The following is a 22,248-nucleotide window of genomic DNA, read 5'->3' on the forward strand; positions in this document are numbered from 1 at the left end:
GGGAGGGTTGACTGAGTTTACAGCTCATTAATTCAAAGAATAAACCATTTTCTTCTACAAGTTGAAATCGACTTATTACAGAAAACTAATCTTTAGCTATCAGTGGAAGGCGGACGGTGAAAATTGAGCCGACTCCAGGTTGGCTCGTGACAAAAATTTCACCACCCATCATCTGGCAAAAGTGACGGCTAATTGCTAATCCCAGTCCAGTACCACCATATTTTCTCGTGGTAGAAGCATCTCCTTGCGTAAAGCGTTGAAACAGCTGCTGCTGTTGATGATCGGACATACCAATGCCTGTGTCTTCAACAGTAAACGTGATCATTGCAGGAGTATGACTTCTTTGAACGTCTAGTATTTCTTTGTTGATTATAAATCTCACCCTACCGTTGGTGGTAAACTTGGCAGCGTTGCTGAGCAGATTGTACAGAACCTGTCGTAGCTTAGTTTGATCCGTGTACATGATGCCAAGTTCCCCATCAAAATTCACTTCTAAAAAATTGCCATTTTTCTCCACCAAAGGCTTGACTGTGAGAACAACGTTATTGATGAGCGGGGCGAGTTCAAATGTCTCTGGGTAGAAACTCATTTTCCCGTCTTCAATTTTTGATAAGTCGAGGAGATCGTTGATTAATATCAGTAAATGCCTACCTGCAGTGTTGATAGATTCAAGATCATCAATAAACTCTTCTGACATTCCAAAATCAACAGCATCATCGCGCAACAGTTGGCTTAAGCCAATAATGGCATTTAACGGGGTACGTAATTCGTGACTAACATTTGCCAGAAACTGACCTTTTGCCTTGTTAGCACCTTCTGCTAATTCTTTTGCTTGCTGCAATTGTTTAGTTCGCTCAGAAACCCCCTCAATCAAACGATTGAGAGATTTCGCCAGTGATCCAATTTCATCTTCTGTACTGATAGGAGCTCGCAAATCAAAGTTAGATTTTTTCGCGACTTGTTCGGCGACTTGAGTGACAAGAATGACTGGTTCGGCGATCGCCCGAGAAGTACGCCATGCTACAATTGCTGCGATCGCCACTGACACCAGCATACTCATTACAGCAATTAATCTCTCGACTTTTTTTGCGATCGTCAGATCTGTTGTAAATTTCTGCTCTCGCTGTTGAGCAATTTGCAAGTTGTCGGTTAAGCGTTTACGTATCTCATCCAGCCGCATGGCTGTTTTACCGCTCATAATTTCCAGCAACTCGTTTCTGACAACAAAAATCTGCTGTTGTTCTGGCTGCTGGTCAAACTGCTGCAAGATTAATTTAATTTGGTTAACGTAAGAGTCTAGGTTACGAGAGTAGTCATTTAATATAGCTCGTAGAGTATCTTCTGGTACTGCTAGTTTTCCAGGCTTGCTATCTATAAATTTTGTAATTTGTTGCTCAACGTTTTTAGCTTCTTCTACACTGCTTAACAATTCCTTTTTTTTGCGAGAACGGCGTTGTCGGTCTCCTATAACAGCTACCAAGTTAGAGCCATGCAATTGTGCATTTACTAAAGCATTCCTATAACTACCCAGCACTTGCGTTTGAAACTGAGCATGCTCTAATTGTTTAGTTTCTATCCCCAAATAAAAATTGGATATGACTAACCCAGTCAACGAGCCTAGAAAACCAATCCCAATTGCCAGAAAGTACCCATAGCCAATTTTCTGATGAATGCGCCAAGAACTGGCTTTGAGTTTCCTTCGAGAGGGAAATTCTATAGTGGGGAGTTCGTCAGTAGAAGGCTCTTGGGCTGACACTTGTGTTATTTCCAAATTGCTGTCAACAGCGGTTGGCTTTTGAGTTTGCATCCCTCAAATCTCCTTACCCTCCCGCAAAAATCACCATATTTTTTCCAAGCTAGAATTTTGTTCAATTTTCTATTAACTCTTCTTACATTATCATCTTCTTTTTAACAGGATTACTGCGTTTTTAACTAAAGAATATACATGGAAGTGTGAAATAAAGGCTAAGTTTTTCCCCCTTACTTATGAAGTTTTTATAAAGCTGCTTTCTTTCAGCTTATAGTGAGTTGCCAAGAAGGCATCTACATCTTTTATCCTTCTAAGTTCAGTTTATTTGCTGCAAACAAAAATCGCCATAATTAGCCAGTTAGCAACGTTTTAGAGTCAAACTGTATAGTTTATTTATACTCAAGGTAAGGTAGAATGTTATCACATATCCTGTGATCAAAAGAGTTGATGATAAAAAACTTTTCTATGTGGTAGAGAGGGAGCAAAGCCCCATCCACCACTGACTAGTACCGTACGGCGGAAATAGAGACTCCATTTTTTCGACCCAAACTTATGGTCAAAATTAGGTTGTCAGATGGGAACAGGACTTACGCGCCCCGTATACTAGCTACTTAGAAATTGTTCATAAAATAGCCCCCTAACGGGGGCTGGGCAAACAAAGAGGGCTAGAAGCTAAACTAATTTCGCCTCCAACTCCTGATTGTATTTATACAATCGCTGCCGACAGGAAATTGTTAGCAGCTTGCTGCAACAATTCTGCTTTGTCGGTGCGCTCCCAAGGTAAGTCTAAATCGTTCCGCCCAAGATGACCGTAAGCCGCGACGTCCTGATAAAAACGTCCGCCTCGTTCTTTGGGCAGGTTGCGTAAATTGAAGGCATGAATAATGCCTGCTGGACGTAGTTCAAAATGCGTTTTGATCAATTCGAGCAAAATTTGATCATCAATTTTACCCGTGCCAAAGGTATCCAACATCACGCTGACTGGTCGCGCTACACCAATGGCGTAACTGAGTTGGACTTCACATTTATCTGCCAAGCCAGCAGCGACAATATTTTTTGCCACATACCGAGAAGCGTAAGCTGCAGAACGGTCTACCTTGGTGGGGTCTTTTCCAGAAAAAGCTCCACCACCATGTCGCGAGTAACCACCGTAGGTATCAACAATGATTTTACGTCCAGTTAGACCAGAATCTCCCTGAGGACCACCGACGACAAACTTGCCTGTGGGGTTAACCAAAAAGCGAGTTTGCTCATCTGGCTTAACATCAATGTCTCCAAATACAGGTTCAACCACTGCTGACCACAGATCTTCTTTAATCTTGGCTTGCACTCCTGCTTCATCGGTGATGTCACCAATGGTAGCTGTATGCTGGGTGGAAACCAGAATGGTATCAATTCCTACAGGGCGTCCGTCTTCATATGCAATAGTGACTTGCGTTTTACCATCAGGACGCAGGTATGGCAAATCACCTGTTTTACGGACTGCAGCCAGTCGGCGAGCAATGCGGTGAGCAAGGCTAATGGGTAAGGGCATCAGTTCTGGTGTTTCGTTACAAGCGAAGCCAAACATGAGACCTTGGTCACCTGCACCAACAGAGTCGAATAGTTCTTCACTATTCTTCTCACGGCTTTCTTGAGCAGTGTTTACACCTTGAGCAATATCAGGTGATTGTTCATCCAATGCGACAATCACTGAGCAACTGTTGTTACAAAACCCGTTTTCCGCGTTGGTATAACCTATCTCAGCAATTTTTTTGCGAGCTAGATTCACATAATTCACATTCGCTTTAGTCGTAATTTCGCCAGTGATAAGTACCAACCCAGTGTTAACGACAACTTCAGCAGCCACACGACTACTGGGGTCTTGTGAGAGTAAGGTGTCTAGAATGGTATCAGAAATCTGATCGCAGATTTTATCTGGATGCCCCTCAGTCACTGACTCAGAGGTAAATAGATAACGATGAGACAAGTGTAGTTCCTCCATAGAACATTTTTCTGATTGACTAAACGCAGGCGTTTAGTTCAGCCACTTTAATCTGCAATCATAACAAGATTTTTACAATCAAAGTTCGTAAGTTATGTTACTTTATCTAAAATATGACCTAAGACTGATTATTTTAAAGATAAATAAAAGTTACTCTACTTGGTTATCGTTGTTTTCTGAAGAACAAACAGGGAACGCAATAATACTAAGCAAATCATAAAAGAATGGGGGGACACCCGTGAGCACCCCCAACACCACAAGACACAAAAACATCTACTTTAACTAAACTTTAGCAGCCAGTTTTGCTTGCTTAGATGTTAACCGCTCGTAAGCAGCACGCATTTTTAAACCTGTCAGCACTTGGAATAAACCAGTACCATTGTTGGAACCTGGGTACTCGCGGTGTTGCAGTAACAAGTGAGTCATCTCACCTTTGTAGTTTGTAGATGTGTTGCTCAAATGGGTTTCGATGTAAATGACTTCTTCTAGGTTGTCGAATTGACCATCTACCTCTAACACAGAGACATAACGACCGTAGTAGACATCCGAACCATAGTACAGTTGCATACCAGGATAAGAACAGGTCAGTTTACGTCCGCAGGGAGTCCACTGAATTGATGATCCTTCATCAAAGAGGTAGACTGGGGCAAAGCCTTCTTTCCCTTCCTGCTGGAGCATACGTACCCGCAGAACTTTGCGCTCTTTGTCGTCTTTGATTAAGTTTGTGGGCAATACTTGGAGAACCACATCAGCAAATTCTCTTTGGGGTTCAATGTACTTTGTAAAATCAGGTTTACGGGAATTGATTTGAGCTAAGACATCTTCATAGCGGTGACCACGTTCTGCCATGTCTCGCTGGATTTTCCAGGCAATTTTGACTTCATCGCTGATGTCAAAATAAACACTAAAGTCAATGAGTTCGCGCACCCGCTCATCATATAAGGGATGTAACCCTTCAACAACGATAATGTGATTTGGCTCTATTCTTTCTGGTGGATCGATCGCCCCAGTCTCATGGTTGTAAATCGGCTTATCAATTGCTTGACCTTCTTTGAGCGCTTTTATTTGCTCATACATTAGGTCAAAATTGTTTGCTCTTGGGTCAAGTGCAGTTATTCCTGTTTCTTTACGCTGCTTACGGTCTAATAAGTGATAGTCATCTAAGCAAATGACCGTCATGAAGTCTTCACCGAATAAATCTATCAGGCGACGCAAAAAAGTAGACTTACCGCATCCGGAGTCTCCGGCTACCCCAATTAATACTACGCGTTCCGGCTTAGTCATAAATCTCCTCTTGATACTAAAGATGAGTCAATCAATTATTTTTCTGACAGTTTTTTCTAGCCAGGAGTTTACCCCAATGGCTTCAGAATGCGTTTTCGCCCCCAGCTGTGCCAGAACAGACAAGATAGGTATACAATACTGTGTTAGTAGATACCTATCTGAGTAGTCTGAATCTGTTGCTGGTAAGTATTTAATCCTAGTGTTATATTGGATTGTAACAGAAGGAAGTACTGCATACAAGGCTTGCTAGTATTTCCTTTCAAGAAGTTATCTCCCTCTATGGGAGGTGGTGCTTCCAAAAAAAAGATTAAATTGATTCATGATTAACATTCTCCAAAAGACTTATCCTTTACCTTAGAAGGTGAACAGGTGTGTGTGTTTGCCATTCGGTGCGTGTCTTTGGTGAGTGTGCCTGACAAGGCATTGGCTAATGATCCCGGCCTTCCGAAAAGCGCCAGTTTTGTCAACAGAAAATCATGTAAACTAAAGCTGGCGCATTGTGCTGGGAAGGATTTTTAATTAAAGGTTAAGTAGACATCGGAGTGGTAAAACGAATGTATATTAAAGGTGCTGTTGAAGGTGCTGCCAACACAGAATCAGGTAGCCGTGTTTATTTATATGAAGTGGTGGGTTTGCGTCAGAGCGAAGAAACTGATCAAACAAACTACCCGATTCGTAATAGTGGCAGTGTATTCATCAGAGTGCCTTACAACCGCATGAATCAGGAGACACGGCGGATCATTCGCCTAGGTGGCAAAATTGTTAGCATCCAGCCTTTGAATGCTTTAGAGCATCTCAATGGAAATACCTCTACAGCAAAAGCTAACAGTGAAACCGAGACTGCAAGCAGTCAAGCAAATGGTAAAGCCACACCTGTCGCTGAGGAACAGCCCAAAAAAAAGGACAAAAAAGGCAACACCATGACTCAAGCAAAATCCAAAAAAGAATCACATGCTGACGTTCCTGTCAACATTTACCGTCCAAACGCTCCATTTATTGGTAAGTGCATATCCAATGATGCGTTAGTAGCAGAAGGCGGAATTGGTATTGTTCAGCACGTTAAGTTCGACATTTCTGGTGGTGATCTGCGCTATATAGAAGGGCAAAGTATCGGTATTATCCCACCTGGAGTGGATAAGAACGGTAAGCCAGAAAAAATCAGACTGTATTCGATCGCCTCAACTCGTCATGGCGATGATATCGATGATAAAACAGTCTCTCTGTGCGTCCGCCAGTTGGAGTACAAGCACCCAGAAAGCGGCGAAACAGTCCATGGTGTTTGCTCTACACACCTGTGTTTCGTCAAACCAGGAGAGGATGTGAAAATCACAGGTCCTGTGGGTAAGGAAATGTTGTTACCCAGCGATCCCGAAGCCAAAATTATTATGATGGGAACAGGAACCGGTATCGCCCCATTCCGTGCCTACCTGTGGCGCATGTTCAAGGACGAAGAAAAAGCAGCTAACCCAGAATACGAGTTCAAGGGATTTGCGTGGTTGATATTTGGTGTACCTACAACTCCTAACATCCTCTACAAGGAAGAACTGGAAGAATTACAACAAAAGTATCCTGATAATTTCCGCCTCACTTATGCCATCAGCCGGGAACAAAAAAACCCCGAAGGTGGCAGAATGTATATCCAAGACCGCGTCGCAGAACATGCAGATGAACTTTGGAATTTGATAAAAGATGAGAAAACCCACACATACATTTGTGGTTTGCGCGGTATGGAAGATGGTATTGATGCAGCGCTGACTGCTGCTGCTGAAAAAGATGGTGTGACTTGGAGTAGTTACCAAAAAGACCTCAAAAAAGCTGGTCGCTGGCACGTAGAAACATACTAATTTAGTCACGAGTCATGAGTCATGAGTTATTAGGCTTTTGACAAAAGACTATAAACTAAATAAGAAAAGTAATTAGTAGGGTGGGCATTGCTCACCCTACAATTGTTATTTATATTTGACAAAATAATCTAAAATCTAAGATTGGTGTAAAGCTTGTGGCTGTAAAGCTGGGAATATTGGGATTAGGCACTGTAGGGACGGGTACGGTGCAATTGTTACAAAATAGCGGTTTTCGTCACCCGTTGTTGGAGTTCGTAGAAATTTATCGTGTGGGAGTACGATCGCTCGACAAACCCCGCACAGTCACACTACCACAAACGGTATTAACAACAGACTTAGAATCTATTGTCATCGACCCAGAGGTAGATATTGTTGTTGAGGTAATGGGGGGATTAGAACCAGCGCGATCGCTGATCCTCAAAGCTATTCAAAATGGCAAGCACGTGGTGACTGCTAACAAAGCCGTAATTTCCCGTTTTGGTGATGAAATCTTTAGTGCGGCTAATCAAGCTGGGGTCTACGTTATGCTGGAAGCCGCCGTCGGTGGTGGTATTCCAGTGATTCAACCTTTAAAGCAATCTTTAAGTGTCAACCGAATTCACACCATCACTGGCATTATTAATGGTACGACTAACTACATCCTCTCGCAGATGCAAACCGAAGGCAGCAACTTCAGTGATGTGTTAGCTGATGCCCAGCAATTAGGTTATGCTGAAGCTGACCCAACTGCTGATGTCGATGGCTTAGACGCCGCAGATAAAATCGCCATCCTCGCATCATTAGCCTTTGGTGGACGCATTAGGCTGGAAGAGGTTTACTGTGAGGGAATTCGGCAAGTCAGCAAAACAGATATTGCCTATGCCGAGAAATTAGGATTTGTGATCAAATTGCTTGCTATTGGCAAACGAATTTCCTCCTCTGGTGCCATCTCAATCACAGTTCAGCCGACTTTAGTCCCGAAAGCACACCCCCTAGCCAGCATCAACGGCGTGAATAACGCCATTCTTGTTGAAGGTGAACCCATTGGACAGGTGATGTTTTTTGGTCCTGGTGCCGGTGCAGGACCAACTGCGAGTGCTGTGTCATCGGATATTTTGAACCTAGTAGCAGCACTCCAAACAGGTACATCAGTACCAAATCCGCTACTGACCTGCGGACATCAAGACTACTGCCAAATTGTGCCAATGGCAGAACTGATCACCCGATTTTATACTCGTTTTCTCACCAAAGACCAACCGGGAGTGATTGGCAAATTGGGAACTTGCTTTGGCAATCACGGAGTGAGTTTGGAATCAATTGTCCAAACAGGTTTTCAGGGAGAACTTGCAGAAATTGTTGTTGTCACTCACGATGTTCGAGAAGGTGATTTTCGGCAAGCGTTAGCAGAAATTCGTACTTTTGCAGAACTAGAAAGTATTCCTAGCTTGCTGCGAGTACTCTAAGATTATGGTTATAAGAGTTTTAACGAATCTGTAACCTGAAAACTGTAACCTATTACCTAATAACCTTAATCATGCACCTTGTCGTTTAGTCTTTAAAAGATGACAAATATGCGCCCTCCAGATCCGGAGTCATCTCCAAACAATACCCTTGGTTTTGATGAATTTATTGGTATTCTTGTTGCTTTTGTGACTATCGGGATTATTTTATTTTGGACATTCTCCCGTAAGAATTCTAATTGGAATTTCACTGGGTTGATATCTCCCTCGCTGACTTCTCCAGCTTCTCCAATCATTCCAGCAATCCCTGAACAACCAGCAATTCCATTTATTCTTCCTGGTGTCAAACCAACAGTCACTCCATCTCCAACTGATAAACACACCTTTTTGGACGATCTGTTCCCTCAAGTTTTGAATCCACCTCCAAACGAAGCGTGGTCACTACCAGAAGAGCCATCATCCTCTCCTCCTACCAAGACTACAGAACAATCTCGTGTCATCCCTAGGAGTGAAAAATTACCCACAATTCCCCCACCACTTGCTTTTACAGATGTACCTGCTGAGTTTTGGGGACGGCGTTTCATTGATATTCTCTCTTCTCGTGGAATGATCAAAGGCTTTCCTGATTACTCTTTTAGACCTAACCAGCCTGTAAACCGTGCTGAATTTGCTGCTATTTTGCAACAAGCCTTTAACAAAGCAGATGCTGGAAATTCAATAAGTTTCAAAGATATACCACCAAAATTCTGGGCAATTCCAGCAATTAACCGATCCATTGCGACTGGATTTTTAAAAGGATATCCAGACCAAAGTTTCAAACCAGACCAAAAAATTCCGCGAGTACAAGTTTTAGTTGCTCTTGTCAGTGGGTTGGATCTCAAAATACCTTCTTCCCCTGAAAAAGCTTTAAGTATCTATAAAGATGCCAAAGATGTTCCTAAATACGCCATTGATCAGATAGCAGCGGCTACAGAAAATCGTCTTGTGGTAAATAACCCAGATCCACAAGTTTTAGCTCCAAATCAAGAAGCAACCCGTGCTGAGGTTGCTGCTATGGTTCATCAAGCTTTGGTGCGAACGGGAAGATTGCAACCCATTGAATCTCAAAGCATTGTGAAAACACCTTGAGAAGGTTTGCAATGCAAATGCTCAACCAAAATTAATCAACTACTCATAAACCAAAGCCTGCTTACGCAGGCTTTGGTTTGTCAACTTCAGACAACGTTATGTAGTTTCCTTTGCAGCTACTTAGCTTTCTGAAATTTCCTTGCCAACAACTTGTGATTTGAGAGTTGTAATCTCATCAGTTAACTCTTGCCGAGTTGAGGCTTTAAGTAGATAGCGGTAAATAAACCATGTAGAGTAACCAATACCAATTAATTCAAAGGTTGGTGATACCAAAGGAATGTCGTTCAAGGCATCCAATATCGCCAAAACTATCTTGACCGCGACAATTGCTGCCACAATCAAACCAATGCTAACTAGGGGCTGTTTATATCTATTAAAGAAGCTTCCTAGATATTCAGGCAGTGTCGCTAAAAAGCCAGAAACTTGTTCTCCGTATTTTAGCCATTGATCTTGAGACTGCACGGTTGGCTGGAGTTTCGTTATGCTTCCTGTTTGATTGTTGATATTTGCCATCGTTGCTTCTGGAGACTTAGTTTCCACAATTTCCGGTTCTTGCATTTGGGCTTCCATAATTTTCAGACTTGAGTTACTTTTATCCGGACAGTTACAACCAAAAGGTTGTTGACTAGACAATGCACTGGTACGTTAGCACAACTGACTTTGAGGTACAACGCTCGTTCTAGTTACCTATAACCATAATTGCGCTTCTATGACCACTTCATCAACTACAAGGTAGAAAAGCACTAACAGGGCAGTAGCTATTACCTAATTAGTATGACTTAGAGGTAGCATTCTAAGTCGATTTTTTAATGGACTACACTCTCAAATGTATCGTTATCCCACCCTATGTAAGTTGCTAATCATGGTACTCGTCTAAATACAAATCATGCAAAAATTAGCCCATTTTATATTTAGACAAGTCTAAATGCCGATTTTACCCTATATTTAGCCTATCTTAAGCTCTTATCTTTGAGGAGGACATTTCACCAATATTTATACTTATTGACATTATTACTATCTTACATTTGGAGTTTGGGAAAAATTCTCGAAAGTTGCGTCTTTCTTAGGGTACTACAACGATTTGATAAACATCTTTACCTCCGGAAGCGGTTTAGCTCAGAGTGACATCGGGCGTGTCGTAGCTTTACGGAAGTGTAAATTTTCTCATAGGCTAAGCCGTACCCACCCCAGTTTAGACGAATCATTTCTAAATTAACAGTATGTTTTTATACAATATAAAACCCGAACTGTGCTTATCCCGTTAGGTGCAAGATATAAGATAGAGAAAATGGTAGAGTTAAGGGCTAAACAAAGCACGAAAAATATAAACCTAAGATATGGCTGACCAAAAAGATAAAGCTCAAGAAAAAAACCGCCTTGAACAGCTCCAAGAAGAACAAGGAAACACGGATTCTAAACACTCTGGCGGTGCTGGTGCGTCTGGCGGCAACTCCGGTGCAGGTAAATCTGGCACATCAAAAATTTCTGCCAGTGGTACACCTGATGATCTCGAAAAAGTTGATAAGGAATAAAGTTAACTACTCCGACGAGCCAAGGCTTAACTACATCGACTTTAATTAGTAACTCAACGAAACAATGGTGGATTGAATACCTTTATTATTCAGTTCACCATAGCGATACGCCCACTTGCGTCTGCTTTCCCTTGCGATACGCATAGATTGTGTCCGCCCTTTGGACAATCGCCTGCTTTAGTCTAAACTCCAGCAGTTTATAGTAAAATCCGGATTTCAATATGGCTAAGCATAAAAGTTTTTCACTACTTAAAATAAGTTCTAGATATACAAATCAAGTTATTGTAAATACTATTGGTAATAAGCTCCTCAGTGTATGAAGAAACACTTATCAACTTCTGCCGTTGAAGGCTTTATCTCGTTTCGTGATCATCAAGTGTGGTATCGTATCGTTAAACCGACTCAAGAAGCAGAAGGCAAACTACCTCTGTTGTGTCTTCATGGAGGTCCAGGAGTACCCCACGATTATTTGGAACCATTAGAAGCACTGGCTCACACGGGAAGGCAAGTTATATTCTACGATCAACTAGGATGTGGAAATAGCGATCGCCCTACTGACACAAATTTATATTCCATTGATTTATTTAAAGATGAACTCATAGCCATCCGCAGCACTTTAAACTTAGAGCAAATTCATCTTTTTGGACAATCATGGGGTGGTTGTTTGGCACTGGAACATACCCTTTCTCAAGCAACTGGTTTAGCAAGTCTAATTTTGGCTAATACACCTGCCAACATTCAGCAATTTGTGAGTGAAGCTTATAGCTTGATGAATGATCTACCAGCAGATATCAAAGAGATTATTTCTAAACATGAAATCGCAGGTACAACACAAGACCCACAATATAAACAGGCGATGGAAGTCTTTAACCATTCTTTTCTGTGTCGTTTAAACCCTTGGCCTAGTTGTTTGACTAAAGCCTACAGCAAAGTTGGTACAGAGTTTCGAGGTGCTGGCAAAATTATCGACTGGAATGTTGAAAACCGCTTGAGTGAAATTTTTGTACCGACACTGCTGCTTTCTGGTAGGTATGATGAAGTAACCCCAGCTTGTGTAGAAAAATTAAAGCAAGGTATTTCTAATTCAGAGTGGGTACTATTTGAAAACAGTTCACATATGCCTCACTTGGAAGAAACAGAAAAATTTCTGCAAGTGTTAGACGAATTTATGAGTCGAGTAGAACACAATCGCGGCTGTCCCCGGCTTCCGCAATAAGTAGCTGGACAAAAATAAATAATACTATTTGTCCAAGACTCTTTCTACGTAAACAGTAAACAGCTTAGCGTTTAGATCTCGAAATGAGTCCAAACTCCCGTCCCCAGTACCAAAGTCTAAATGACAACAGTGCAAGATGTCAGCTTTCCACAGGGACGATCAATTATCGCCCCATATAACCTCTTTCTCAGACTGTCCTAATTTAACGGAGTAGACTTAATCCGCAAAACCAACGAAACAAACAGAGAATTTGTGTGCAAGGAGTTTACCAATCCCTATTCTCTTGTTCCCAGAATCAATACTATCGTAAGCTTTATTTCCAATCAGGAATTGTTCCACCATTCAGGTCTTCACCACCGACACCTATACCTGTGTTAGATATTTCGGCATTAGTAATATTGAGGTCATTCATCGATGCCCCATACACATTAGAATCGTGAATCGTAGCACGAGTGAAATTCACTTTATTAAGATTTGCTTTCTTGAAATCAACATTCGTCGCTAAAGATGACGTCATGTTAGCGCCGGCTAAATTAGCACCTGTAAGATCAGCACCTTCAAGATTCGCCTTTGTTAAATTTGCCCCTTGAAGATTAGCATCTCTCAAGTCAGCACCGATTAAATGTGCACCGCTGAGGTTTGCTTTCGATAGATCACACTTCGCACATTCCCCAGTAGCAAGTAGCTTCTTAACATGCTGCGGATTCGCTGCATTCACTGAACTAGCCAAGACTAGGGGAGTCACTAAGGTTAGAAGTGCTATAAGTTTGGCTTTCATAATATTTTCCCCTTTCTGATACAAGTTGCTTCCGTTTTCTCCTCACAGTTATATTATCCCCTATATCTCGGTAATATAACCTAGCTGTGATACACGTCAGCTTTTTTTTGTGATGATAGACAAGTTTTTATAACTGTAAATGATTGGTAATCGATGCACTCTATTTTATCTTCACCCTTCGGGTTCGCAGTCGCCTACGGAGGGAGACCCTCCTGGAGCGCTGCCTTACCAGATGCCTCTGTCGGGAAACCCTCATCAAGCACTGGACTCACTGTTCTACCTTCACTTAATAAAATAATAACACCTGGTTTGAGTCGGAAATTCTGCCATTGGGCATTAACCGATATCTGCTATAAGACGTAAATTGCCGAAAAGGTTGCTTAGAAAAGTAGACCTCTTGCAAAAGTGACATTTTACGAGGTTCTGTTAAGCATTCCCTACAACTGCCACGAAGTCTAGTGTTATGACTCTAGAGGTACTTGCAAAGAAAAGAAACACCCTGACAGTATTGCTTAAAAACGGTACTAATGATTACTAACAAGAGACTATAGATTAACGCTTCGTGTACGCCTGTAGCACGCTAAGAGCCAACGCAAAGCGTGCTGCAGGCGTACGCACAACTTTGGTGTTTGTATGATACTCTCGTTTTTAGATATACTTTTTTAACAACAAGGTCAACTTCTCTTTAGTTGCTACGGGAGCCTTATCTAAGTTTGTCAAAATCGCATACTTTAGGGCTGAATGTGCATCACTTGAGGGTGGGTTTTCGCTCAAACGCCGCACTGCTTCTTGAATCACTTTCTGAGCGTTGAGTGCATTTCGCTGCAAATTCGCAACGACCATGTCCACTGTCACGCTATCGTGATCTGGATGCCAACAATCATAATCAGTCACTAAAGCGAGCGTTGCATAGGCAATCTCTGCTTCCCGTGCTAACTTCGCCTCTGGCAAATTAGTCATTCCAATCACCGTTGCACCCCAACTGCGGTAAAGATTGGATTCCGCCTTTGTTGAAAATGCTGGTCCCTCCATACACACATAAGTACCACCACGATGTACAGTGACATCCGGTAAGTTTTGGGAGGCAATCGCCTCTGCAACAACAGCTGCCAAATTTTTACAAATCGGATCACCAAAAGCGATATGAGCAACAATCCCTTCACCGAAAAACGTTGAAACCCGATTTTTCGTTCTATCAATAAATTGATCGGGAACCACCATATCCAATGGTTTTACTTCTTCTTTCAAAGAACCAACAGCAGAAGCAGAGATGAGATACTCCACACCCAGTTGCTTCATTGCATAAATATTGGCGCGAAATGGCAACTCGGAAGGCAACAGCGTGTGATTGCGACCATGACGCGCTAAAAAAGCAACTCGTGTACCCTCTAAAGTTCCCAGTATCAAAGCATCCGATGGAGAACCAAAAGGTGTCTGGACTTGTACCTCTTCGATATTCTTGAGGGCATCCATTTTGTATAAACCACTGCCACCAATAATTCCAATACGAGTTTCTGCCATTATTTTTAGATTTCCAAAACAAGTGAGGAATCAAGTTACACAACTCAACAGTGAGGAGTTATGACTCATAACTCCTCACTCTTAGCTCATAGCTCTTGACCATTAGAAGTATTCTACTCGTGCATCTAACCCACGTGAACGTAACCACTTAGACAAATCTTCTGCTTGTGAGCGTTCTCTAAATTGTCCAGCATTGACATAGGGACCGAGTCTAGATTCAGCGCGGAAAGCTTCCGGTATATATTGACGCACTTCATTTAAAGTGTCGTTTCTAGAAATCGGGATGAGAACAACATAGCGATTCTCTTTAGGGTTCAATCCTGTAGAGTTGTTCGGGTTGTTGGTCAAACCTAATGCTTGCCAAGTTTGAAAATTGACAGATCCTGTTGTTTCTAAGCGAGAGTTTCGCTGAAATTGAACGACAGCATCTCTGGTTGCAGGACCATAAAAACCAGTGACATCACCTCTAAAAAATCCCAAATTCTGCAAACGCTGTTGTACGATTGTCACTCGCTGACTTCTCTCACCCTGACAGATATCTCCGGTGGCTGTCGAACAACTATAATTTTGTCCATAATTTTGTCCATAATTTTGTCCATAATTTTGCCCATAATTTTGCCCATAATTTTGCCCATTACTTTGCCCATTACTTTGCCCATTACTTTGCCCATTACCTTGTTGTGCTAAAGCTGTGGTTATTGCTCCCAAGGTTTGTGAGTCAGCAATACCGTTGGGTGTGATTCCATGATCTTGCTGAAAACGTGCTACAGCTTCTTGAGTTGTTGGACCAAAATAACCAGTTGGATTCACCCTAAAGTAGCTCAGCTGCTGCAAATCCTGTTGCAATTCTCTCACCTGACGACTCGAATCACCCACATTCAAAGCATTTGGTAAGTTATCTCCACCAACGCCATCTTGGTAATTGCTAACACTGACTGAGGAATTAGAGGAATTATTTGTGTCTTGGTAATTGCTAACACTGACTGAGGAATTAGAGGAATTATTTGTGTCTTGGTAACTGCTAACACTGACTGAGGAATCATTTCTGTTAAAACTGGTGCGTATTGCTTCTTCTGTTCTCGCACCGACAACACCATCAGCACGTATTCCACGTGATTGCTGGAACCTGATGACTGCTTGCTGAGTTTCTAAACCAAAGTTACCTGTTACAGGACCATTAAAGAAACCTAAACGCCCTAAATTTTGTTGCAATCTAGTAACTGCTTGACCACTGCTACCTGGTCGCAAATCAGTGCTAACACTCCCAGCAGATCTTTGATTAGATCTTCGACTTTGACATTGAGATTGCAATAGTTGTTCAGTTCTTGCACCGACATATCCAACAGTTGGTAGTCCATTGGCTCGCTGGAACCGAATCACAGCATCCTGAGTTAAGGAAGCAAACTTACCTGTCACAGGACCTTTGTAATAGCCTAAATTGCTCAAACACCTTTGGATATTTGAGACTTGAGATCCAGTACTTCCACTTCCTACTTTCTGGAGTGCGATACGCGGAGCGTCAGCCCTTTGGGCTATCGCACGCTCGGCTATACTCAAGACTGCCAAAGTCAGTGTTACAGATAAAAGATGTATCGCTGCACGATTAGACAGTTTCCTCCAATTCAACCCAGCAAAAAGATTAAGAGAAACCCCCACAGCAGTATGCTCATTTCTTGTTGATGCTTCGTTTGCTGATGCAAGCTGAAGATAACCAATTCTTTCCATAGTAGTGATTTCGGTTTGTTATCTTAGATGATTCCCCTGTTGTGAAATTGACTTCAGACAGAGTATTAGTCAGTTTTTTTTATATGCAATTGTAGATACACTGCTGTGACACGTCATTCCTGACAACTTTTTTTGTAATAATTAAAATTTTATTTTTAAGTAAAATTACGGTAGTCTTGCAAAACTTTTGCTGCTTACACCCATTCATAAAGAAAACCTTAAAAAGGCTCTCTACTAAGGTTTCATACAGCAAGCAATCTACCCCCCTGATTGAACTTAATTGCACAAAGTGATTTCTATGAAGAATATACCAGGTTCTCAAGTCAATTGGTTTATCTGGCTCCAAACAAAAGGCATTTATCTTATGTAGCAAATCGATGGAGTAATTTCATCAAGGCTGATTTGGTAGTCAATTATGTTTTGAGTGTGACATTGAGATAGCAAACAGACAATATTCAGATGATACGTATGCATCACTTTTGAAGATTCGGTTGAAACAGTATGGCTAGTTCATGACGGTTACTTTATATTACTTGACATCAGTCATGATCAAATGCTCAGCTAGAATCTGCTTCACTGCATCCCGATGTGCTGATGGAATTCGTAAGCTCCAGAATCCTGTTAAAAAGCGATAGTGTAGTTGTTTGAAGTTAATGGTCACAATGTTGGGTTTCTCTTGGTTCCACCTGTAAGATCCCAGCTTCTCCCACTTCACCACTGAAAGCCCATAGCAGATGCCGTTTTCTCGAAACTCCAGTCTACTCAATCCCATTAAGAGGAAATAGATGGCTAACGACCAAAGGAAAACCGGTTGCGCTATAACTTCTAGCAGTTCAGTGTCATTCCCAAGCCCTGTTGAGATTTTATTAATCGCTGACCAAGTGTTGAAGACTGCGAACAGTGCTTCCAATACACCAACCCAAAGCATTAATTTGCTTCGTGAAAACTCTCCTGCATCAAGTAGTAAAGCACCAGCCTTTTTCTTTCGCCAGTTCCAGCTTAGGAGCCATAAGACCACAAAAGCTGCAAATAGAAAATTAAAGCTTATCGATCCATATTTGCCTAGGAATCCATGTTTGCCTAGGAAATGAAGCCCGAAGCTCACGAAGAAAGCAAGCAGTATGAACAAAGCAGTTCGACCCAAACGCCTTTGAGCGGCTTGACGCCCGATTGTGCGGTAGGAAATTGCGTATGCAATTGCCATAGCGGGCAGAATGACAATCAATAATAATATTAACTCTGTAAAAAAGGACCCAAGCATCATCATCTCCTTGTATCTACATAACCTATTTGTAGAATGCGTTAAGTTCTAATCTAGATATAGGAGCCAATTCTGTTAGGATATGCAGTCTCTATCCTGCTTGCTCGCTATGTGAGGTTCTTGCCAAAAACCCAGAATTGAACTTGAACAATTGCTTGAGGACTGGAATAACTATTCTCGGTTGAAACAGTGTCCCAGGTGGTTTAAGCATGTGCATCACTTCCAGCAGTGCTAAGCGTACATCAGGATGATTTGTCGTCAACTGCACAACTCTATCCATGTATCGGTGCATGAGTTGGGTAAGCAGACTAGGTGGTTTACCCTCGGTTCTTCGATAACGATAGTCCTCACTTGTTGCTAATAGCCAAGGTACAGCATTGATTTTGGCTAGTTTTTTCTGGAAGCGCCTTGCTAGACCTGTAAAATCGCCGTTAGGTTGGTATTGCCGTTGCTGATACAGACACTCATCCAAAGTCGAAGCACCTAAAACCGCAATTGTCATCCCTTGTCCATAGACCGGATTAAAAGCACAGGCTGCATCACCTAAAACCAAGAACCCTTCGAGATAACGGGGTAGTCGTTCGTAGTGACGCCAACGATTTCCAGTGCCACGATAACTGTAGATTTGAGAGAGTGGTTCTGCATTTTTGATTGCGTTATAAATTGAAGAGCAAGGCATACTACGAACAAATTCTAGTAAGCCAGCTTCATCAGTAGGTGGATAATCGCGATCGCCCCCATAAACCGTTAGTATCCAACGATTTTCTTCCAATAGCATAAATGCAGCAGCGCGTGTGCGTGTTGGGGGTGCTGCTTGCAATAAAACTACTTTCCAATCACTCTGAAAATCAGTGGGTAGTCGGTAAAGGCGACTGGTGTAACCTAAAAAGGCATTGAGTACGGTTTCCTGTGGGGGTTGATAACCCAAAGCTTTCAGCCATTGAGGACCTTTGGAAGCGCGTCCACTTGCATCAACGACCAAATCGGCGTGCAACTGCTCTTCTTCAGAGGTTCCTGAACGAAGGGATACACCAGTTACACAAGTTCCATCAGTATTTGACAGAAGTCCCGTAACATCACACCCTTCCAGAAAGCGGACGTTGTTGATGGTAGCTAGGCGGCGACGAATTATCCAATCTAGTAAATCGCGACTGAATCCCAACATAGGAACGTCGGAGGGAAAGCGAACTCCCCATCCAGCAGGGGTAAGCCACATGATATCTGCTGTCACGTCTATCAGATGAGCACCAGCAGCAATCATTTCGTCACAAAGTCCAGGGAAAAATCGTTCAAGTATGAGCTGACCTTGCTGCAATAGTACATGAACGTGACGAGACTGAGGAATTCCCTTGCGCGAAATAGCGCCTAAAGGAAATTGGTCTCGTTCTATAAGCGTGACTTGCTCAAAGCGATCGCTCAAAATGCGAGCGACTACCAGCCCAGCCATACTACCACCGATGACAATTGCATGATTGTTTGTCATTTTCGTTCTCATTACTCACGACTCCCCAGAAATTTGACAAAATACAGTCCTCTTACGTGGTCCATCTAACTCAAAAAATAAAACAGATTGATAAGTTCCCAAAGCTAATTTTCCATTTACAATCGGAATCACTTCACTCGTACTTAAAGTCATTGCCATTAAGTGAGAATGGGCATTCATTGGTTCATCTGGAGGAATATTTTCTCTTAAGTGTAGGTCGTTATGTAAGTATCGGTCTGATTCTGGTGCTAGTTTTTCCAAATAAACTTTGACATCTTTTAACAATCTTTCTTCATATTCATTAATAGCCAATGCCGTCGTTGTGTGGCGTGAAAATACCAAAGCTTGACCATTCTTAATTGAGGTTGATTCTATCAAATCTTGAATCTGTGACGTAATATTATGTATATTTATTCCTTGTTTTGTTTCGATTTCTATAAAATGATTAACAATTGGCATACAGTTAATTGTGTGTTTTTAATTTTGTAAGTTATTAAGATGAAAATTTTCCACAAAATACAAGTCTTGTGGATAGAGTTTATTTTTTAACCAATGATTCCTTGATGGTATAAGCCCCCGAACCCGTCCGTGGAATCAATTGTTTAATCCGTCTTGAAAAGCTTTGATTGGAGGAAACCTCCGCTCAAACTTTTCGCAAAATCAAAAATTCCCAAGAAAGCGCATCCGTCCGTGGGGTCAATCTAAAATCTAAAATCTAAAATCTAAAATCTAAAATTGTTTGACTGATTTCTAGTTTAAAGGTAGTGTGTCGCACTGCGTTAATGCACCTTACATATTTTTTGCAAACCCCTCACCAAGCGTTCAATTCCTTCTTTTGCTGTCTGTTTTTGTAGCGCACCGTAGGCGACGCGGAGATAGCATCCATCATCCATCCCAAAGGTTGTACCAGGAATCACTGCAACTTGATGTTCGCGGATGAGTCGTTCAACCAGCTTAAAGCTATCCAATTGAGTATGAACTTTTAGAAAAAAATAGAAAGCACCATCAGCAGGAGTAATGGTACACAAGTCTTGTAAGCTGTTGAGCGAATCAAGTACGACTTGTCTTACTTGGGCGATCGCCGCAATATGATTCTTCAAATAGTCGTCTTTGGCTTGCAACGCCCCCAAAGCTGCATACTGGGAAATCACAGGCGGACAAATCAGAATCGTGTCTTGAACTTTTTTGACGGGGACAAGCAGGTGTTTAGGGATAACCATGTAACCAATACGCCAGCTTGCAAAACCATAAGCCTTGGAAAGACTATAGAGAGAAATGGTATAGTCGCTACTTAGCGCAAATGCACCAGGAGAAATATGTTTCACTTTGTTGTAAGTAAAGTATTCATAGGCTTCATCGCTGATGTGGTAGATATTGCGATCGCAACAAATTTGATTCACTTGCTGCAACGCTTGTTCTGAATACACAGCCCCTGTGGGATTATTAGGGGAAATCGTCACCACTGCTCGTGTTTTTGGAGTGATAGCAGAGGCGATCGCCTCTGGACGCAGTTGGTAATTTTCATCACATTTGACGAGTACCGGACGACAACCCGCCATAGTAATCGCCATTTCATGGTTGAAGTAGTAAGGTGTATTGAGAATAACTTCATCTCCCACCGAAGTGATAGCAAGAACAGCATTCATAAACGCCATATTGCTACCTGCGGTCACAACGATGCAGTTTTCCTCATTGATTTCAATACCATTAAAGTCTTGTAGTTTTGCTGCAAGTGCAGTTTGTAATGGAGAAATTCCCTCAACCGCTTTGTATAAATGATTAGTTGGTTCAGCTAGGAATTTGGGCAAAAGTTCTATGGCTTCGGGTGGTGGACTATAGGAAACAACACCCTGTCCCAAAGAGATAGTACCAGGACAGCTTTTAATCAGTTCCGCGACAACTGGAATAATAGGCGACTGCACCGCCTGCATCCGAGAGACAAGAGATTCCATACAATATTACATTTAAGATAAGTTCAATTTTCTCTTAAAAGTTAATTTTATATGCGAGTCCGATTTGAGTTGTGAAATCAAGGATTGGATTTGGATCAGGATAATGAGGAAGCATCTGCCTCATCTCCTACCTTTATTCACGAACGCGAGTGCGTGCCCGTAGAACTTACTATTTAGAATGACGCTAAATAAAACTGGGGGGATACTTCTCAACGGAAGTATCCCCCCTTATCTGATTTGCTAAGTTTACTTACTTGTTAATTACTTTTTGGGTGAGATAAGCATCATCATGTTCCGCCCTTCTTTTTTGGGCATTTGCTGAACTTCGCCTAATGCTTCTAAATCTGTTGCCATTCGCTTGAGCAATTGTTCTGCCATGTCGCTGTGTTGAATTTCGCGACCTCTGAACATCACAGTTGCTTTGACTTTATCCCCGTCTTTGAGAAAACGCTCTGCTTGCTTAACTCGTACATTGTAGTCGTGTTCTTCAATCTTGTAACGCATCTTCACTTCTTTGACGTCAGCAGTGTGCTGCTTTTTCCGGGCTTCCCGGGCCTTCTTCTCTTGCTCAAACTTGTATTTCCCATAGTCCATAATCCGACAAACCGGAGGCTCTGCCTTATCACTCAGCAGCACTAGGTCAAGTTCTTTTTCCTCTGCTAGTTGTAGTGCTTCTTGTGGGGTCAGGATTCCTAACTGAGAACCATCAGTATCAATAACCCGAATTTTCGGGAAGCGAATTCGTTCGTTAATTTGGGGCAGGTCGCGATTTCTTTTTCTTTCAATCACTGACATGATGTGGGAGCTGTTTGTTAAGAAAGTGGCTTAGTTGTTTGTTGTATGCCTCAGAAGTGAAATACTAAAATCACTGAGGACTAGAAAATGAACCTATAGTTCTAGGGTAGCTAATCCCTAGAGCAGTTTCATTGTCTTCGTTGTATCTGCCATTCTACTAATTTTGAAAGGATTTCTGTCCAATCGTTAATCTAAGTTACAGAATAGTAGCAATTTTTAATGATTGTAACACTTTCTATGAAACCATTGACTTTTTTGCACTTAAATGTTGAAAAAAAGGGTTTGATTACGATACAGTATTTATCTGTTTACCTTATCCTTCTTGAGCGATATTTAATACCCTCCCACCATTCTGAGTAGAATCCACCTAGTACTCGACCAACCCAAAATTGCCGGGTTAAGGCAAGCAGGGGAGGCAGGGGAAGCAGAGGAAGCAGGGGGAGAAAGAGATTTTTCTTGCTGCTATTAACCAAGCATTGTTACCTTGGCAGACTACTAGTGCTTGACTAAAGAAACTTTGCTGGGTGAAAAATTTTTGTAATGCTTACTCTTAAAG

17 protein-coding genes are annotated in these 22,248 nt (G+C 41.9%); 5 read left to right on the forward strand and 12 right to left on the reverse strand.

The window, feature by feature from the left end; all coding sequences use genetic code 11:
- Positions 1–85: 85 nt before the first annotated feature.
- The 3 genes from AC5JM2_RS21285 to AC5JM2_RS21295 all read right to left on the reverse strand — a co-directional run bounded on the left by AC5JM2_RS21285 (position 86) and on the right by AC5JM2_RS21295 (position 5,018).
- Positions 86–1,807, reverse strand: coding sequence for a sensor histidine kinase (locus AC5JM2_RS21285; RefSeq protein ID WP_495836829.1), 1,722 nt, complete (start codon positions 1,805–1,807; stop codon positions 86–88).
- Positions 1,808–2,456: 649 nt separating this feature from the next.
- Positions 2,457–3,719 (reverse strand): methionine adenosyltransferase, encoded by a 1,263-nt coding sequence (gene metK, locus AC5JM2_RS21290; RefSeq protein ID WP_495836929.1) that lies wholly within the window; start codon positions 3,717–3,719, stop codon positions 2,457–2,459.
- 297 nt (positions 3,720–4,016) lie between these two features.
- Positions 4,017–5,018: a phosphoribulokinase gene (locus AC5JM2_RS21295; protein WP_495836830.1), complete on the reverse strand. Its 1,002-nt coding sequence runs from the start codon at positions 5,016–5,018 to the stop codon at positions 4,017–4,019.
- A gap of 554 nt (positions 5,019–5,572) precedes the next feature.
- On the opposite strand from AC5JM2_RS21295, the gene cpcD/petH reads away from it, so the two are divergent.
- The 3 genes from cpcD/petH (at position 5,573) to AC5JM2_RS21310 (ending at position 9,429) form a co-directional block, all read left to right on the forward strand.
- Entirely contained in the window at positions 5,573–6,862 is a 1,290-nt protein-coding gene (gene cpcD/petH / locus AC5JM2_RS21300; protein ID WP_495836831.1) for a bifunctional rod-capping linker CpcD/ferredoxin--NADP reductase PetH, read from the forward strand.
- Between the two features lie 155 nt (positions 6,863–7,017).
- Positions 7,018–8,304: a homoserine dehydrogenase gene (locus AC5JM2_RS21305; protein ID WP_495836832.1), complete on the forward strand. Its 1,287-nt coding sequence runs from the start codon at positions 7,018–7,020 to the stop codon at positions 8,302–8,304.
- A gap of 99 nt (positions 8,305–8,403) precedes the next feature.
- A complete protein-coding gene (locus AC5JM2_RS21310; protein ID WP_495836833.1) occupies positions 8,404–9,429 on the forward strand; it encodes an S-layer homology domain-containing protein in 1,026 nt (341 codons plus the stop codon).
- Between the two features lie 120 nt (positions 9,430–9,549).
- Here the strand turns inward: AC5JM2_RS21310 and AC5JM2_RS21315 are convergent, their stop codons facing one another.
- On the reverse strand, positions 9,550–9,999 hold the full coding sequence (locus AC5JM2_RS21315) for a CAAD domain-containing protein (RefSeq protein WP_495836834.1): 450 nt from the start codon (positions 9,997–9,999) through the stop codon (positions 9,550–9,552).
- A 767-nt stretch (positions 10,000–10,766) separates the two neighbouring features.
- Between AC5JM2_RS21315 and AC5JM2_RS21320 the strand changes: the two genes are divergently transcribed.
- Both AC5JM2_RS21320 and AC5JM2_RS21325 read left to right on the forward strand, forming a co-directional pair.
- Entirely contained in the window at positions 10,767–10,961 is a 195-nt protein-coding gene (locus AC5JM2_RS21320; RefSeq protein WP_210611866.1) for a hypothetical protein, read from the forward strand.
- Between the two features lie 316 nt (positions 10,962–11,277).
- Positions 11,278–12,177 (forward strand): proline iminopeptidase-family hydrolase, encoded by a 900-nt coding sequence (locus AC5JM2_RS21325; RefSeq protein ID WP_495836835.1) that lies wholly within the window; start codon positions 11,278–11,280, stop codon positions 12,175–12,177.
- A gap of 313 nt (positions 12,178–12,490) precedes the next feature.
- Here the strand turns inward: AC5JM2_RS21325 and AC5JM2_RS21330 are convergent, their stop codons facing one another.
- The 8 genes from AC5JM2_RS21330 to infC form a co-directional block, all read right to left on the reverse strand.
- A complete protein-coding gene (locus AC5JM2_RS21330) occupies positions 12,491–12,955 on the reverse strand; it encodes a pentapeptide repeat-containing protein (protein WP_495836836.1) in 465 nt (154 codons plus the stop codon).
- 648 nt (positions 12,956–13,603) lie between these two features.
- Positions 13,604–14,476 (reverse strand): S-methyl-5'-thioadenosine phosphorylase, encoded by an 873-nt coding sequence (locus tag AC5JM2_RS21335; RefSeq protein ID WP_495836837.1) that lies wholly within the window; start codon positions 14,474–14,476, stop codon positions 13,604–13,606.
- A 102-nt stretch (positions 14,477–14,578) separates the two neighbouring features.
- The gene (locus AC5JM2_RS21340; protein ID WP_495836838.1) at positions 14,579–16,201 is read right to left on the reverse strand and encodes a peptidoglycan-binding domain-containing protein; all 1,623 of its coding nucleotides are present in this window, start codon (positions 16,199–16,201) and stop codon (positions 14,579–14,581) included.
- Between the two features lie 529 nt (positions 16,202–16,730).
- Positions 16,731–17,405 (reverse strand): DUF5673 domain-containing protein, encoded by a 675-nt coding sequence (locus tag AC5JM2_RS21345; RefSeq protein ID WP_495836839.1) that lies wholly within the window; start codon positions 17,403–17,405, stop codon positions 16,731–16,733.
- A gap of 148 nt (positions 17,406–17,553) precedes the next feature.
- Positions 17,554–18,945 (reverse strand): FAD-dependent oxidoreductase, encoded by a 1,392-nt coding sequence (locus AC5JM2_RS21350; protein WP_495836840.1) that lies wholly within the window; start codon positions 18,943–18,945, stop codon positions 17,554–17,556.
- A 15-nt stretch (positions 18,946–18,960) separates the two neighbouring features.
- Entirely contained in the window at positions 18,961–19,404 is a 444-nt protein-coding gene (locus AC5JM2_RS21355; protein WP_495836841.1) for a secondary thiamine-phosphate synthase enzyme YjbQ, read from the reverse strand.
- Positions 19,405–19,724: 320 nt separating this feature from the next.
- A complete protein-coding gene (locus tag AC5JM2_RS21360; RefSeq protein WP_495836842.1) occupies positions 19,725–20,897 on the reverse strand; it encodes a pyridoxal phosphate-dependent aminotransferase in 1,173 nt (390 codons plus the stop codon).
- A 261-nt stretch (positions 20,898–21,158) separates the two neighbouring features.
- Entirely contained in the window at positions 21,159–21,692 is a 534-nt protein-coding gene (infC, locus tag AC5JM2_RS21365) for a translation initiation factor IF-3 (protein ID WP_210611858.1), read from the reverse strand.
- Positions 21,693–22,248 lie beyond the last annotated feature (556 nt).

This window comes from Brasilonema angustatum (genome assembly GCF_059505445.1).

What these genes read in the sequence shown, in the direction of transcription:
- AC5JM2_RS21285 (WP_495836829.1), bottom strand. Translation starts at nt 1,807, where the DNA reads ATGCAAACTCAAAAGCCAACCGCTGTTGACAGCAATTTGGAAATAACA.
- AC5JM2_RS21295 (WP_495836830.1), bottom strand. Translation starts at nt 5,018, where the DNA reads ATGACTAAGCCGGAACGCGTAGTATTAATTGGGGTAGCCGGAGACTCC.
- cpcD/petH (WP_495836831.1), top strand. Translation starts at nt 5,573, where the DNA reads ATGTATATTAAAGGTGCTGTTGAAGGTGCTGCCAACACAGAATCAGGT.
- AC5JM2_RS21310 (WP_495836833.1), top strand. Translation starts at nt 8,404, where the DNA reads ATGACAAATATGCGCCCTCCAGATCCGGAGTCATCTCCAAACAATACC.
- AC5JM2_RS21315 (WP_495836834.1), bottom strand. Translation starts at nt 9,999, where the DNA reads ATGGAAGCCCAAATGCAAGAACCGGAAATTGTGGAAACTAAGTCTCCA.
- AC5JM2_RS21320 (WP_210611866.1), top strand. Translation starts at nt 10,767, where the DNA reads ATGGCTGACCAAAAAGATAAAGCTCAAGAAAAAAACCGCCTTGAACAG.
- AC5JM2_RS21325 (WP_495836835.1), top strand. Translation starts at nt 11,278, where the DNA reads ATGAAGAAACACTTATCAACTTCTGCCGTTGAAGGCTTTATCTCGTTT.
- AC5JM2_RS21330 (WP_495836836.1), bottom strand. Translation starts at nt 12,955, where the DNA reads ATGAAAGCCAAACTTATAGCACTTCTAACCTTAGTGACTCCCCTAGTC.
- AC5JM2_RS21335 (WP_495836837.1), bottom strand. Translation starts at nt 14,476, where the DNA reads ATGGCAGAAACTCGTATTGGAATTATTGGTGGCAGTGGTTTATACAAA.
- AC5JM2_RS21340 (WP_495836838.1), bottom strand. Translation starts at nt 16,201, where the DNA reads ATGGAAAGAATTGGTTATCTTCAGCTTGCATCAGCAAACGAAGCATCA.
- AC5JM2_RS21345 (WP_495836839.1), bottom strand. Translation starts at nt 17,405, where the DNA reads ATGGCAATTGCATACGCAATTTCCTACCGCACAATCGGGCGTCAAGCC.
- AC5JM2_RS21350 (WP_495836840.1), bottom strand. Translation starts at nt 18,945, where the DNA reads ATGACAAACAATCATGCAATTGTCATCGGTGGTAGTATGGCTGGGCTG.
- AC5JM2_RS21355 (WP_495836841.1), bottom strand. Translation starts at nt 19,404, where the DNA reads ATGCCAATTGTTAATCATTTTATAGAAATCGAAACAAAACAAGGAATA.
- AC5JM2_RS21360 (WP_495836842.1), bottom strand. Translation starts at nt 20,897, where the DNA reads ATGGAATCTCTTGTCTCTCGGATGCAGGCGGTGCAGTCGCCTATTATT.
- infC (WP_210611858.1), bottom strand. Translation starts at nt 21,692, where the DNA reads ATGTCAGTGATTGAAAGAAAAAGAAATCGCGACCTGCCCCAAATTAAC.